General features: G+C 70.3%; 11 protein-coding genes. 1 reads left to right on the top strand and 10 read right to left on the bottom strand.

The window, feature by feature from the left end; translation table 11 throughout:
• Window positions 1-130: 130 nt before the first annotated feature.
• Window positions 131-1,285 carry a M48 family metallopeptidase gene (locus tag ACSYGN_RS26940; protein WP_460399963.1) on the top strand — a complete coding sequence of 385 codons (1,155 nt, stop codon included), beginning with the start codon at window positions 131-133 and terminating at the stop codon, window positions 1,283-1,285.
• A gap of 25 nt (window positions 1,286-1,310) precedes the next feature.
• Here ACSYGN_RS26940 and ACSYGN_RS26935 read toward each other — a convergent pair whose 3' ends face one another.
• The 10 genes from ACSYGN_RS26935 to ACSYGN_RS26890 all read right to left on the bottom strand — a co-directional run bounded on the left by ACSYGN_RS26935 (window position 1,311) and on the right by ACSYGN_RS26890 (window position 14,092).
• Window positions 1,311-2,381: an SCO2583 family membrane protein gene (locus ACSYGN_RS26935; RefSeq protein WP_460399961.1), complete on the bottom strand. Its 1,071-nt coding sequence runs from the start codon at window positions 2,379-2,381 to the stop codon at window positions 1,311-1,313.
• A gap of 114 nt (window positions 2,382-2,495) precedes the next feature.
• Window positions 2,496-3,071, bottom strand: a complete 576-nt coding sequence (locus ACSYGN_RS26930) for an SCO2584 family spore wall biosynthesis protein (RefSeq protein ID WP_460399959.1) — start codon at window positions 3,069-3,071, stop codon at window positions 2,496-2,498.
• A gap of 234 nt (window positions 3,072-3,305) precedes the next feature.
• Window positions 3,306-4,592 carry a glutamate-5-semialdehyde dehydrogenase gene (locus tag ACSYGN_RS26925; protein ID WP_460399957.1) on the bottom strand — a complete coding sequence of 429 codons (1,287 nt, stop codon included), beginning with the start codon at window positions 4,590-4,592 and terminating at the stop codon, window positions 3,306-3,308.
• Window positions 4,593-4,898: 306 nt separating this feature from the next.
• The gene (locus tag ACSYGN_RS26920; RefSeq protein ID WP_460399955.1) at window positions 4,899-5,327 is read right to left on the bottom strand and encodes a hypothetical protein; all 429 of its coding nucleotides are present in this window, start codon (window positions 5,325-5,327) and stop codon (window positions 4,899-4,901) included.
• A gap of 273 nt (window positions 5,328-5,600) precedes the next feature.
• The gene (gene proB, locus ACSYGN_RS26915; protein ID WP_460399953.1) at window positions 5,601-6,728 is read right to left on the bottom strand and encodes a glutamate 5-kinase; all 1,128 of its coding nucleotides are present in this window, start codon (window positions 6,726-6,728) and stop codon (window positions 5,601-5,603) included.
• Between the two features lie 142 nt (window positions 6,729-6,870).
• Window positions 6,871-7,011, bottom strand: a complete 141-nt coding sequence (locus ACSYGN_RS26910; RefSeq protein WP_460399951.1) for a hypothetical protein — start codon at window positions 7,009-7,011, stop codon at window positions 6,871-6,873.
• Between the two features lie 258 nt (window positions 7,012-7,269).
• Complete coding sequence (locus ACSYGN_RS26905) at window positions 7,270-8,502, bottom strand: glycosyltransferase family 2 protein (RefSeq protein ID WP_460399949.1); 1,233 nt, start codon at window positions 8,500-8,502, stop codon at window positions 7,270-7,272.
• A 347-nt stretch (window positions 8,503-8,849) separates the two neighbouring features.
• Window positions 8,850-10,901, bottom strand: a complete 2,052-nt coding sequence (locus ACSYGN_RS26900) for a hypothetical protein (protein WP_460399947.1) — start codon at window positions 10,899-10,901, stop codon at window positions 8,850-8,852.
• A gap of 140 nt (window positions 10,902-11,041) precedes the next feature.
• Entirely contained in the window at window positions 11,042-12,541 is a 1,500-nt protein-coding gene (locus ACSYGN_RS26895; protein WP_460399945.1) for an SDR family NAD(P)-dependent oxidoreductase, read from the bottom strand.
• 381 nt (window positions 12,542-12,922) lie between these two features.
• Window positions 12,923-14,092, bottom strand: a complete 1,170-nt coding sequence (locus ACSYGN_RS26890) for a hypothetical protein (RefSeq protein ID WP_460399943.1) — start codon at window positions 14,090-14,092, stop codon at window positions 12,923-12,925.
• Between the last annotated feature and the right edge of the window lie 4 nt (window positions 14,093-14,096).

Raw genomic sequence — 14,096 nt, 5'->3', positions numbered from 1 at the left:
CGCCCGCACGCCGTTCATGGCGACCGGGCGGCAGGGAACTTCCGGGGTCCGTCCGGCGTCCTTCTCCATGGCGTGGACCGCTTTTCGCCGTGCCATCTGTGCCATCGCAACCGCACATGGGGGGACCCACATGTCCGAAAACGGCCATGAGCACCAGGGGAACGAACACAACCGGCAGGGAGACGACGGGCACAAGCGTGTGCCCAGCAGACAGCGCCGGCGTTTCGCGGGGATCTCCTCGCGGGCGTACGAGCACCCGGCCGACCGCTCCGCCCTGGTGGCCCTGCGGAAGCTGAGCGGCTTCGACACGGTGTTCAAGGCGCTCAGCGGGCTGCTGCCCGAGCGCAGTCTGCGGCTGATGTTCCTGTCCGACTCGGTGCGCGTCTCCGACCAGCAGTTCTCCCACCTCAACGACATGCTGCGGGACGCCTGTTACATCCTGGACCTGGAGAAGGTCCCGCCGATGTATGTGACGCAGGACCCGCAGCCCAACGCCATGTGCATCGGTCTGGACGAGCCGATCGTCGTCGTCAGCACGGGTCTGGTCGAGCTGCTCGACGAGGAGGAGATGCGGGCGGTCGTCGGCCACGAGGTGGGCCACGCGCTGTCCGGTCACGCGGTGTACCGCACGATCCTGCTGTTCCTCACCAACATCGCGCTGAAGGTCGCCTGGATACCCCTGGGGAACCTGGCGATCATGGCGATCGTGACGGCGCTGCGCGAGTGGTTCCGCAAGTCGGAGCTGTCCGCCGACCGTGCGGGGCTGCTGGTCGGCCAGGATCTGCGGGCCTCGATGCGCGGCCTGATGAAGATCGCCGGCGGCAACCATCTGCACGAGATGAACGTGGACGCCTTCCTCCAGCAGGCCGAGGAGTACGAGGCGGGCGGCGATCTGCGCGACTCCGTGCTGAAGATCCTCAATCTGCTGCCGCGCAGCCACCCGTTCACCACCGTGCGGGCGGCCGAGCTGAAGAAGTGGTCCGAGTCGCGCGACCACCAGCGGATCATGGACGGCCACTACCCGCGCCGCGACGCGGACAAGGACGCGTCGGTGTCGGACTCGTTCCGCGAGTCGGCGGCGAGCTACGCCGACGATGTGAAGACGTCCAAGGACCCGCTGATGAAGCTGGTCAGCGATCTGGCGGGCGGTGCGGGCAATGTGGCCGGGGATCTGGGCGGCCGGGTGCGGCGCGGCTTCACCGGGTTCACCAGTGCGCCGCCGCCGAAGGACGGGCCGGTCACGGACACCCCGGGCGGCGAGCCGGGGGTGGGCGAGGACGACTGACCGGGAGCCCGCGGGTCCCCGCGGGTCACAGCCTGGGCTGCGCGCTGGTCGCCAGCGTGCCGCACAGGGCCGTGGCGCTGTCGGTGGCGAAGGGGTCGGTGCCGGCCGGGCCGCCCGCCTTGGCGGTCTGGCCGGCGAGCAGCGGGTGCAGCCGGTTGGCGGAGTCCTCGGCGCAGGACAGCGGTCCGGCCTGGACGTAGGAGACGACCAGCTGGGCCTGGTGCAGTCGCAGGTCGTCGGCGTCGAAGCGGAAGTGCAGCTCACGGCGGACGGTGAACAGGGCGACCTGGGCGCCGGCGGGGGCGCCGGTGGGCCGCAGCGCGTAGACGAAGGTGTGGTCGGCGGTGACTTCCAGGGTCGCGGCGTCGGCCTCGGCGGCCTGAAGGGTTCCGCGGACGCGGATCTTGGAGTCGGCGAGGGCGGCCTGGGCGGGGTCGAAGCGGACCAGCCAGCCGGTGGGTGCGTGCCGCCCGTCGGCGGCAGGGTGGGCGAAGCTCTCGTCGAACTGGTCGAACTGCGCTGTGTCGAGCAGCAGGCGCACGGGGCGGATCTGCCCGCCGGTGAGCACCCCGGGGTCGAGCGAGGAGCGCACGATGTAGTCCTTGGCGGTGGTCAGGGCGGTGACGACCTGGCCCTCCGAGAAGTGCGAGGTGCGCCGGGAGACCGGCAGCGGGATGCCCTCGGCGCCGATGCGGAACTGGGCGGCGGGGCTGTGCGCGTACAGGTACTCGGCGCTGGTCGCACCGGGCACCTTGGCCTGCGGTGCGAGCGGGATGACGGTCATCCGCAGCGGTTCCGGGGTCCGGCTCGCGCCGGGGGTCTGGTAGGGGTGCCGGACACCCATGTAGATCGCGGTGCCGAAGGCGAAGGCGATCAGCAGGACGAGGAGGAGCGCCTGCCGGGACAGGCCGCGGCGCAGGGGCGGACGGCGGCGTACGGCGTGCGCGTGATCGGCCATGCGCTCCTGCGCGGAGAACTCCTGGAGGCGGGCAGCGCGGACGAACGACTCGTCGAAGACGACGGATCGATATTCGTCCTCCGCACCTCCGGGGCCGCCCTCGGGTGTCCCCTCCGGTGGGTCTCCAGGCCCGCCCATATCTTCAGAGTAGGTCTCCCTGGGCCCAGGTAAACGCCCTGGTACACGACAAGTTCTGACAGGTTCTCACCAGGATCGTCACTGCATGTGCACGGTCCTGATCAAGTGCGCCGGTCAGGGGCTGTGCGGGAGCGCCGGGACGGGTGAGCGGGACCGGTCGGTGGAAGCGGAGGGTGCCGCCGGGGTGCCCTGCTCCAGACCGGTGGCGGCGGGCGCCGGGACACGGTCGCGCCCGCCGGAGGAGGAGCCCCGGTAGACGGCGGTGAAGGCCAGCGCGACCATGCCGATGCCCATCACCAGGGCGAGCATCCAGGCGACCGGGCGGTGCCAGCGGATGTGCTTGCCGTAGCCGGCCGGGGCGCCGTAGCGGCTGTCGAGGATCTCGGGGTCGTCCGGGTCGCCGGGGCCGTAGGTGTAGCCCGAGCGGCCGTAGCCGTCGTCGGAGCGGTCGTCGTCGCCCGGGGTGCCTCTTCTGTGGGCGCGGCGGGCCTCGGCCTCGGAGGCCTCGGCTCTCGCCTCCGCGGCGGCAAGGAGACGTTCGACCGCGGTCGGCTCATGAACCGCCGCCGCTCGTACGAACGCCTCGTCGAAGACCACGGAGGCGAACTCTTCGTCCGACACCCCGTGGTCGTGGTCGTCGTCGGGCTCCCAGCCGTCAGGGAACGGCGTGCCCCCCACGTCCTCCGGCACGGGTCCAGCCTAGTCCCGGGGGGTCAATTTGGGCAGACGGTATGGAAATTCATCCGGCTGATGAGACATGTTCGCGAGGCGCGGGGGCGCCTGCCGGTGGCATATGCACCCCCACGTCCCTTATGAACCCCGGCGCGTGTCCCGGTGCCGCGTCCCGGCTCTGCGGTCTCTGCGCTCGCTGCGGTCTCTGCGCTCGCTGCGCTCTCTACGTGCTCCGCGCCCCGGCCCCGCGTCTCAGCGGCGTACGTGCCCGTCGCCGGTGACGATGTACTTGGTGCTGGTCAGCTCCGGCAGGCCCATCGGGCCGCGGGCGTGCAGCTTCTGGGTGGAGATGCCGATCTCCGCGCCGAAGCCGAACTGGCCGCCGTCCGTGAAACGGGTGGAGGCATTGACGGCGACGGTGGTGGAGTCGACCAACTGGGTGAAGCGGCGGGCGGCCTGCTGGGAGGTGGTGACGATCGCCTCGGTGTGCCCGGAGCTCCACAGCCGGATGTGCTGGACGGCCTTGTCGAGCGAGTCGACGACGGCTGCGGCGATGTCGTAGGACAGGTACTCGGTGTCCCAGTCGTCCGGGGTCGCCTCCACCACGGTGGCCCGGGAGTCCTTGGCGTACGCCAGCACCCGCGGGTCGGCGTGCACGGTGACACCGGCGTCCGCGAGGGCGTCAAGGGCGCGGGGCAGGAACTCGGCGGCGATGTCCTGGTGGACGAGGAGGGTCTCGGCGGCGTTGCAGACGCTGACGCGCTGGGCCTTGGAGTTGACCAGGATGTCGACGGCCATGTCGATGTCGGCCTGGGCGTCGACGTAGACGTGGCAGTTGCCGGTGCCGGTCTCGATGACGGGAACGATCGACTCGGAGACCACCGTCTGGATCAGGGAGGCGCCGCCGCGCGGGATGAGCACATCGACGAGGCCCCGGGCGCGCATCAGCTCGCGCACGCTCTCACGGCTCTCCCCCGGCACGAGCTGGACGGCGTCGGCGGGCAGTCCGGCGCCGCCGATCGCGTCGCGGATCACCCGGACGAGGGCGGTGTTCGACTCGTAGGCGGAGGCCGAGCCGCGCAGCAGCACCGCGTTGCCGGACTTCAGGCACAGGGCGGCGGCGTCGACGGTGACGTTCGGGCGGGCCTCGTAGATGATGCCGATGACACCGAGCGGTACGCGGACCTGGCGCAGGTCGATGCCGTTGGGGAGGGTGGAGCCGCGGACGACCTCGCCGACCGGGTCGGGCAGGGCGGCCACGTCACGTACATCGGAGGCGATGGCGCGGACCCGCTCCGGGCTGAGGGTGAGCCGGTCGACGACGGACTCGCTGGTACCGGCCTCGCGGGCCTTGGCGATGTCCTTGGCGTTGGCCTCGACGATCTCGCTCGTACGGACCTCCAGGGCGTCCGCCACGGCGAGCAGCGCGTCGTCCTTCTCGGAGCGCGGCAGCGGCGCGAGGTCCGCGGCGGCGGCCTTGGCGCGGTAGGCGGCCTGGGCGACGGGTGACATGGAGTCGTACGGCGAAAGCGTGGTCATGGGGGAAGGGTAGTGCGGCGCGCCGGACTGTCCACGGTTTGTCCCGAACCCCGAGACGAGCTCCGCTGGAAGTGTCGCAATGTGCCGTCGTCTGTCGTTTGTCGTCTGCGGCACCGTCGTGGCTGGTCGCTCCCCCAAGCTCTCAACTTCGTTCGAGCAGGGAGGTACCCCCATCGCGGCGTAGCCGCATGGTGACACAGCCCCGCGCCCCTTTGGGGAGCTGCCGAACCGCAGCCGACTACGCCCGACCTGCTCAGGGACCGGAGGCCAGAACGAGGGACCGCGGGGTCAGAACGAGGACCGGGTTCAGAAGGGGTGGACCCCGACCGGGACGGCGGGCGGCGGGCCGTATCCCTCGGCGACGCGCTGGTGGTAGGTCTCCCGGGCGATGACCTCCAGGCCGACGATCTCCCAGGCGGGCAGTCCCGAGGTCTGCCGGTGCTCGCCCCACAGCCGGAGGGCCACGGCGGCCGCGTCGTGCAGATCGCGGGCCTCTTCCCAGTAGCGGATCTCGGCGTGGTCGTTGGCGTAGCGGCTGGTCAGCAGGAAGGGGTGGTCGTGGGCGAGCTGTTCGAGCCCGCGCCGGAGGTCCTGCAGCGGGACCTCGCGTCCGGCGACGCTGAGGGTGACGTGCCACAGACGCGGCAGCTCGGCCGGCTGTTCGAAGCTGTCGCCGGCCGCGACGCTGGTCAGTCCACCGCGGGACGCCGCAGCCCCAGGGCGCACTCGTCTCACAATGGCCTCCTTGCTCGTCCGCCGCACGTATGGACCGACCCTCGGAACCGGCCCCCGAGACAAAGTTGAGCAGCCCGCAAGGTCCCGCGGGGCGGTTTTGCGGAACGTCCACCGCCCGGGTCGGACGTATCGGCACATTACGGGTAGGGGATCAACGGTTCGCCCACCTGTGCGAGGTCACGTTCGTACGCCAGGGCCTGTCCTAAGGCCCGCGCGGACCTGGCCGGTGACCGGTCCGCCGGTGACGGGTCAGCCGGTGACCGGCCCGCACCGTCATGAGTGCAAGATCACCAGGTCGTCCCGGTGCACCACCTCGCGTTCGTACTCCGGGCCGAGCTCGCGGGCCAGATCCCTGGTGGAGCGGCCGAGGAGACGGGGGAGTTCCTTGGCGTCGTAGTTGACGAGGCCGCGGGCGACCGCGTGGCCGGTGGTGTCGCGGAGTTCCACCGGGTCGCCCGCGCTGAAGTCGCCCTCGACGGCGGCGATCCCGGCCGGGAGGAGGGACGTACGGCGTTCGACGACCGCGCGCACCGCGCCGTCGTCCAGGACGAGGGCGCCCTGCGGGGTGGAGGCGTGCTCCAGCCACAGCAGCCGGTTCGTGGAGCGTTTGCCGGTGGGGTGGAAGTAGGTGCCGGTGTCCTTGCCGGTCAGGGCGTCGGCCGCCTGGCTGGCGCTGGTGAGCACCACGGGGATGCCCGCGGCGGCGGCGATGCCGGCGGCCTCGACCTTGGTGGCCATGCCGCCGGTGCCGACCCCGGACTTGCCCGCGCTGCCGGTCTCGACGTGCGCGAGGTCCTCCGGGCCCCGGACTTCCGCTATCCGCGAGGTGCCCGGCCTGCTGGGGTCGCCGTCGTAGACGCCGTCCACGTCGGACAGCAGGACCAGGAGGTCGGCGCGGACGAGGTGGGCGACGAGGGCGGCGAGGCGGTCGTTGTCGCCGAAGCGGATCTCGTCGGTGGCGACGGTGTCGTTCTCGTTGACCACCGGGAAGGCGCCCATGGCGAGGAGCTTGTCCAGGGTGCGGGAGGCGTTGCGGTGGTGCGCGCGGCGGCTCATGTCGTCGCTGGTGAGCAGCACCTGGCCGACCCGGACGCCGTAGCGGGCGAAGGAGGCGGTGTAGCGGGCGACCAGCAGCCCCTGTCCGACGCTGGCGGCGGCCTGCTGGCGGGCCAGGTCCCGGGGGCGGCGGCGCAGGCCCAGCGGGGCGAGCCCTGCGGCGATGGCGCCCGAGGAGACCAGGACGATCTCCTTCTCTCCCCCGCTGCGCACCTTCGCGAGGACGTCGACGAGTGCGTCGACCCGGTCGGCGTCCAGGCCGCCCGACGCGGTGGTCAGCGACGAGGAGCCGACCTTGACGACGATCCTGCGGGCCTCACCGACGGCCTGCCTTGCCCTGGTCACGTACCGTCCCCATTCCTCACGCGTTGGCAGCAAACCTACGCCAGAGAGACCCCGGTGCCCGCACCGGTCCAGTGGGCGGACACCGCGGCGGACAGCCGCGTGGTGGGCCGGGTCTGCGGCGGGGCGCAGACCCGGCGGCGGCTCAGTAGCCCCGGACGACCGTGCGCATCGAGACGAAGTTGGTCCTGTACCGGTCGTGGATGGCGTCACTCTTCAGGCGCAGCATGGCCTCGTCGTTCTCACGGAGTGATGACACGTCGTAGTCGGGGCTTCCGGTGAACACCCACTTGGTGTCCTGGGCATTGAAAGGGTTTCACACCGCCCGTCACGACCTGGTGCACGAACTGGGTCTGGAACCAGGCAGTGTTCTGAGCGCAACCCATCAGCAGATTCTGGCCGATGCGCCGGAACTGCTCAGCACATGGCCCGGTGACGTCGAGCAGTCCTGCCGGAATGAGGGCCTCCCGCACTCGGTGACAGACATTGCAGCACCCCTCACCGAACGCAGAAGGCCCTCACACGTTCATGCATCGAGTACGCGTCACCGGCCTTCCGCGACAGCGCGCCTGACCATTCCGGCGTTGTTCCGCGCCGGCACCATCCGCCGTATCCTGCGCGCCGCCCGCCGCAGCAGTGAGCCGGCCCTGGTCTCCCGGTAGCCGGGGAAGGCGCGGGCCTCACGGGGCTCGGCGAGATAGACCGAGTCGGGTATGCCGGCGGCCTTGGAGCGGAAGTGCGGGTACACCAGGTAGACCCGGGTGCCGCGCCGTTCCAGCACGGCGGGCGCCGGCTTCTTCGCCTTGACGAACTGCACGACCTCCGGGAGCAGATCCGGGCGCTCGACGGCCACGAGGTGAAGCCGCAGCCGCTCGTGGACCCGCAGCCGCAGGGCCACCTCCGGGGTCCAGTGGGCGTCGAACAGCGGCTTCGCCAGCTCGGACTTGTGGTGGCGCACTTCGTCGTCGTCCGTCAGGTACTTGGGCCCGAACTGGGGGAGGACGGTGATGAGGAAGGGCCGCACCATGAGCATGTCGCGCCGCGGGCCGGGCGGGACGAGCCGCGCTATCAGCTCCATCAGGGCGCGCGCGGAGTCGAAGCGCAGGGTGTAGCTCCCCTGCTTGGTGACGTGCCGGCCGTCGTCGCGGCCCACCAGGTAGTAGCAGGTGTAGTCCGCGAGTACGGAGACGCGGCCGGAGCGCAGATACGCCTCCATGGTGAACAGCGCGTCCTCGCCGGTCCACAGGGACTCGTCGAAGCGGATCCCGTGCCGTTCCAGGAGCTCCCGGCGGAACAGCTTCTGGGCGCTGAGCGTGAATTTGATGTTCGACGAGAAGACGTCGGTGCACTCCAGTGTGCTGCCCCACATCGATCTGGGCGGCGTGCGGTTGATGCCCTCGACACGGCCGAGGACGACGTCGGTGCCGTTGCGGTCGGCCATCGCGACCATGCGCTCCAGGGCCTCGGCCCCCAGCCGGTCGTCCGCGTCGAGGAAGAACACGTACCGTCCGGCCGCCTTGCCCAGCCCCACGTTGCGCGGGCCGCTGGGGCCACCTGAGTTCTCCTGCCGGATCACGGTGACCGGCATGGCGGCGCGGCCCGCGAACTCCTCCAGACACTCCCCCGTCCCGTCCGTCGACCCGTCGTCGACCGCGATGACCTCGATGCGTCCCCGGTCGATGGTCTGGGCCTCGACCGAGGCCAGGCAGTCGACCAGATACGGCATGGCCTGGTACGCCCCGATGATCACGCTCACGTCCGGCTGTGCGACGGTCACAAGTCCTCCTTCTTCATGGCGAGTTACCCCCATGTCAACGCTTCGTTCACCTGCAAGAGCCCCGAACAGAATGGGAGTCCGATCAGTTCGCGGCGTCTGGTGCGTACGATCGCAAGGCGCCGGAAGGTCCTCGTAGCGGAGCTACCAGGGCCTTCCGGCAACGCGGCGAGCGTGCGTGCCGGACGCCGCGAGCCGGGCGCCCATTCTGTTCGGGGCTCTAAGGCGGGCCGGGCCGCACAGGTGACGCCAAGGGTGAATACGCGGGCGGGCGCCAAAAGGTTCGGCCCCCGGGGAGAGCGAGTCTCCTCGGGGGCCGAACCTGGGGGTCGTACGGGACCGGGCGGGGGTCAGCCCGCCAGTTCCGCCTCCGTCGCGCCCGCGGCGGCGCGGGCCTCCTGGCCGACGTTGCGCGTCTCGGCCTTGAGCGAGAGGTCGCGGACCGCGGTGTTGAACTGGTCGATGGACGGCGGCTCGTCGGGGCCGAGCAGATACTGCTTGAGCTCGGTGCGGTCCCCGGCCAGCGGGTCGGCGGCGCGGTCGCGCACGGCCGACAGCAGCTCGCCGAGTTCGGCGGCGCTGTTGGTCAGGATCACGGCCGCGCGCACCGCGGTGTTCTGCCGCTTGAACTCCTCCTCGCCCAGCTCCGCCGAGTCGGTGACCGCGTACGGCTTGCCGCTGGCGATGAAGTCGGAGACCACGCTGGAGATGTCGGAGACCATCGCGTCGGAGACGTTGAAGCAGTCGTACAGCCGGGGCTCGGCGGCGGTGATGACACGGTGCTCATGGCTGCCGAAGGAACGCCAGTAGGCGTCGTTCCACTCGCCGCGCAGCCGGGCGACCTCGGCGTACCGCTCGACGTCGGCCACTCCGTCGCGGGTGGCCTCGGCCTCGTCGCGCTTGTCCGCGCCGCCGCCGTCCAGCTCGACGAGCCGGGCCTCGACGCGGGCCAGCTCTGCGGCGGCCCGGTCGCGCTCGGCGGTGTCGGCCGTGAAGCGGGGGTCGGCGGCGCGTGCGGCGGCGGCCTTCTCGACCAGCGCCGTGATACGCCGGTGCGCGGCGCCTGCCTCGGCGCTGACGGTGCCGGTGAAGGGGTGCGGCTTGTAGAGGACGCGGACCGGCGGGTCGGCCTTGACCAGCTTCTTCACGATGTTCTCACCGGCGAGCACCAGGGAGGTGTTGCCGGGGTTGCCGTCCCAGCCCTCCCAGGTCGGCGCGTACAGCACGGTGGGGACACGGCCGTCGGGCACGCCCCGCCAGGGCTGGATGGGCGCCAGCTGCGGTCGGCCGACCTCCGCGATGTCCTCGTCGCGGACACCGACGTCGGCGATGGCGTAGCGGTCGCGGCCCGCCCGGCCGGCGGTCCACACCTCGTCGTAGGCCTTGCTGAACGGGTTGACGCTGGCGAGCTTGTCGCTGTCGCCGTGGCCGATGAACACGTGCTTCATGGTGGGCACGCGCAGCAGGTGGATGTTCTTGCCGACGTTCGCGGCGTACAGCGCGACCCGCACCGTGGACAGGTCCATGTTCATCAGATGCACACCGCCGGGCACGCAGATGACGGGGACCGTGGTGGGGGCGAGCTGCTGGAGGATGACGCGCTCGCGCAGCAGGATCAGGGGCCGGGTCTCCAGCTGCTCCATGGTCTCCAGCCACATGTTCACCTGGTAGGCGGAGTCCTTGGAGCCGGAGAAGTACAGCATCGTCTCGGGGCGGTAGGCGGCGAGCCAGTCGTCGACGGCGGCCAGCACGGTGTCCGCGTTCGGCGGGATCTTGCGGCCGCGCACGTACGGCACCAGCATCAGGACGTACACGGTGGCGACGCCCAGGGTGACGGCGAGGCCGAGGACACCCGCCATGGCCTTGTCCATGGACGCGGACACCAGCAGGCCCGCCACGGCGAAGAGATCGAGGTGCAGCATCTTCTCCGCGGAGCGGTTCAGCAGGAACTGCGGCGGGGCGTCGGGGATGCGGATACGGGACTTCAGGTCGACGTTGCGGGTGGCGACCGGCATCCGGCGGCGGTTGCGGACGAGGGTGGTCAGCGCCCCCTGCAGGGCCTGGAGCCCGTAGAACGTGATGATGCCGGCGATGGCGGCGTAGAAGATCAGGTTGTCCGAGAGGGACATCCGGGCGAGCAGCAGGACCAGGAGCAGGTGCCGGATCAGGAACCGGATCGACAGACCGGCCCGCACCTTGCTGAGGCGGTTGATGAGGTAGCTGCCCCGGCGGTGGAGGAAGTGGTCGGTCAGGTACGTCACGGCGGCCGCGGCCGCGAAGGCGGGAACGCTCGGGACGAGCGCGGCCGCCATCAGGCACGGGTAGCCCAAGGCCATCAGGGCCGCCGCGGCCAGTTCGGCTGCGCTGCCCACCCGGGCTACGCGAATAGCGGTGGATATCACGGATAACCTGCTCTGCGAGGGATGCCGGTCTTTATGTGGTGATTTATCTGGCTCTTCTCCATTGAACATTCAGGCCCCTGCGAATGCACCATGAACGGGCACCCGCAGAGGCCTGAATGAGAGAAGGCTAATTGCCTTGATTATGCCACGTCGTGATGCCGGTCGAGCACGCTGGCAAGCGCCGACTCGAACCCGGAGGCCTCTCCGGCGGACGCCGTGGGGTCCTGCTGGCGTACGTCGATGACATGGCCTGTGAGCTCGGAGAGCAGCACGTCGAGCGAGGTGCGGGCGACCGCCTCGGACGACAGCAGAGTGCCCGCCGGCTCCTGGCCGAAAGCCTTGGTGCGCATCGGCGTGGCGGTGCGCTCCGGGTTGATGCAGTTCACCCGGATGCCGTCCCCGGCCCATTCGTCCGACAGGGCCTGGGTGAGATTCACCATGGCGGCCTTGGCCGAGGAGTAGAGGCTGTACTCGGCGCGACCGCGGGTGTAGCTGCTGGAGGTGTAGAGAAGCAGCTGGCCCTTGGTCTCGGCGAGGTACTTGTAGGCCGAGCGGGCGATCTGCACCGGCGCCAGGTAATTGACCTTCAGCGCCTCCTCGATGGTGGCGTTGTCGGTCTCGGCGAGCTTGCCGATGCGCAGCACGCCCGCGGTGTTGACGACGTGGTCGATACGGCCGGTCTCGGCGTACGCGCGTGACAGGGCGTCGTCGACCTCCTCCGGGTTCTCCACATGGGTGCCGGTGGTGGAGCGGCCCAGCGGGTACACCGTGGCGCCGTAGGACTCGGCGAGGTCGGCGATGTCCTTGCCGATGCCGTAGGAGCCGCCGAAGATGACGAGGGTCTTGCCGGTGAGCAGTTCGCGGTAGGCCTCGTCGCCGTTCTGCTCGGGCGCGGCGGTGGAGGCGAGCTGGAAGAGCTTGTCGGCGATGAAGACGTCGACCGGCTGGGTGACCTTCATGTTGTACTCGTCGCCCGCGACGACATGGATCGGCACGTCCGGCAGGTACTTGAGCACGACCGTGCAGTCGTCCGTGGCCTGGAAATTGGGGTCACCCGCGGCGACCTCGTAGGCGCGGCGGATGGTGGACAGCTTGAAGGCCTGCGGCGTCTGGCCGCGGCGCAGCCGGGAGCGGTCCGGGATCTCGGTGATGAACTCGCCGTCCTGGCCGTGGGTGCGGGTCACGATGATGGTGTCCGCGGAGGGGATGGCCACGTCGACGGCCTCGTAACGGTCCAGCGCGGCGACGCAGTCGTCGATGACACGCCGCGACAGCAGCGGCCGTACGGCATCGTGGAACAGGACGTTGAGGTCCTCGCCCTCGGCCAGGCCCTCACCGAGGGCGGCGATGGCGCGCTCGGTGGTCTCGTTGCGGGTGACACCGCCCTCGATGACCCTTCTGACCTTCTGGAACCCGGCCTTGGCGACGATCTTCTCGATGTCCGGCACATAACCGGGCGCCATCAGCACGATGATGTCGTCGATCGAGTCGGCCTTCTCGAAAGTGGTCAGTGTGTGCTCGATGACTGCCTTGCCGGCGATCTTCAGCAGCTGCTTGGGGATCGACAGACCCACCCGCTGGCCGGTGCCACCGGCCAGGATCACTGCGGTGGTACGGGGCTTGGCTATGTGCTGGGACACAGGTGACCTACCTTGCGGCTACAGGGAACTGGGGAATGGTCCCACTTCGGGTAACCGCAGTGCAAGGTGAGCGCCCCTCGCCGCATATGTGACGGCAACCTCTCATTCATCTTCCCTCCCTGTTGCTTTTCTGCTGATTCACCGTTGCCGAGTCGCAGGTTCGCCAAGTCGCCGGTTCGCCGAGTCGCCGGTTTACCGGTTTGCCGGGTGCCGCTTGCCGGGTGCCGGTTTGCCGGAGCCGGTTTGCCGGCAAAGGGCTTCCCGGTACCCAAGACGCATCCGGCGGCCGGTGCCGGACATCTCTGTGAGCAAGTCCACAGTGCCTCAACCGTGCCCCGTCGGCGCCCTGTCGGCACCCGGGCGGGGCACGTTCGGCGTGGTTCAGCGGCGGCGCAGCCGCCTGAGGCAGCGGTGGCCGAGCACCCTCACGAGTTCCCGTGACGACGTCTGGTGAACGCCGCGCGCGGGCCGCACCGTGGCCGTCGGCACGGCCGCCGCCGCGGCGAGCGCCCCGTACAGCGCCTGGGCCGCGGCCTCGGGGGCGATGCGGGGCGCCTCGGGCTCTTCCTGCGGCCCTCTGGGAACGGTGCCGAGCAGTGCGGGATCGCCGATCACCCGTACCCCCATGCCGGTGATGCGTTCGGCCATCTCGGCGCCGATCGCGGCGGCGGCCTCGGCGGCCCAGGCGGGCGTGGCGATCCGGGTGTCCTGCGCGGTGGGGTGGTAGGCGTTCTTCATATGCATGACGGCGCCGTTGCGCACGAGCTTGGAATACAGCTCGTCGGGAAGACCCTGGCCGCGGAATTCCACATTGAGGTTCCGCAGCATTTCGGTCTCGGCCAGGGTGAGGGAACGGTTCGCCGTGTCGGGAACGGGCTGGAGGAGATTCTCCGGGAGTCCGAGGAGCGCCTCGAAGGTACGCATCAGCCCGTCGCGGTCGTGGTCGTCGACGATCACCACGGTGATCCGGCCGGGGCCGACCGCGCGGGCCCAGCGCTCGACGAGCCGGTCGTGCCGGTGGCGCTGCCAGAAACTGGGGTTGGGCTTCTCGTAGGGGGGCTTGCGAAGCATGTGCTTCAGCCAGTCCTCGTAGCCCATGCGCAGACCGTTCTGCACGTACTGCTGCCACTGCGAGGGCATGATCCGCACCAGCGGGCGCAGGGTGACCAGGATGTGCACACGCTCGCCGCCGAGCTGCTCCACGATCCGCGCGACGGTCTCGTCGTCCGTGGCGTCGGCGAAGAACTCGCTGCTGACCACCGAGGTGCGCGTCCCGGTGGCCTCGACATGGTCGAGCAGACGGGTCCAGTGCTTGTCGGTGGGCACCGTGTCGCCCATCATCGCGGACCGGGCGCAGGCGGCCAGGGCCGCCTCCATCGGATGCCTGCTGTGTGCGGGGAAAGCCACGCCGTGCTCGGGCAGCCGGTCCTTGGCGGCGAACAGCGCGCCCTGGATGGCGGTGGTCCCGGTCTTGTGCGGGCCGATGTGCAGCAGCCGGGTGCCGGCGGGCAGGGCGACCGCCGCGGCGTCAATCGAACAGTCCGTCTCCATGGTC

Source organism: Streptomyces sp. YIM S03343 (assembly GCF_054729195.1).
Note: the sequence above shows the minus strand (reverse complement) of the source record. Positions and strands in the feature narration are given on the sequence as shown.

What these genes read in the sequence shown, in the direction of transcription:
- ACSYGN_RS26925 (WP_460399957.1), bottom strand. Translation starts at nt 4,592, where the DNA reads ATGACCACGCTTTCGCCGTACGACTCCATGTCACCCGTCGCCCAGGCC.
- ACSYGN_RS26940 (WP_460399963.1), top strand. Translation starts at nt 131, where the DNA reads ATGTCCGAAAACGGCCATGAGCACCAGGGGAACGAACACAACCGGCAG.
- ACSYGN_RS26935 (WP_460399961.1), bottom strand. Translation starts at nt 2,381, where the DNA reads ATGGGCGGGCCTGGAGACCCACCGGAGGGGACACCCGAGGGCGGCCCC.
- ACSYGN_RS26890 (WP_460399943.1), bottom strand. Translation starts at nt 14,092, where the DNA reads ATGGAGACGGACTGTTCGATTGACGCCGCGGCGGTCGCCCTGCCCGCC.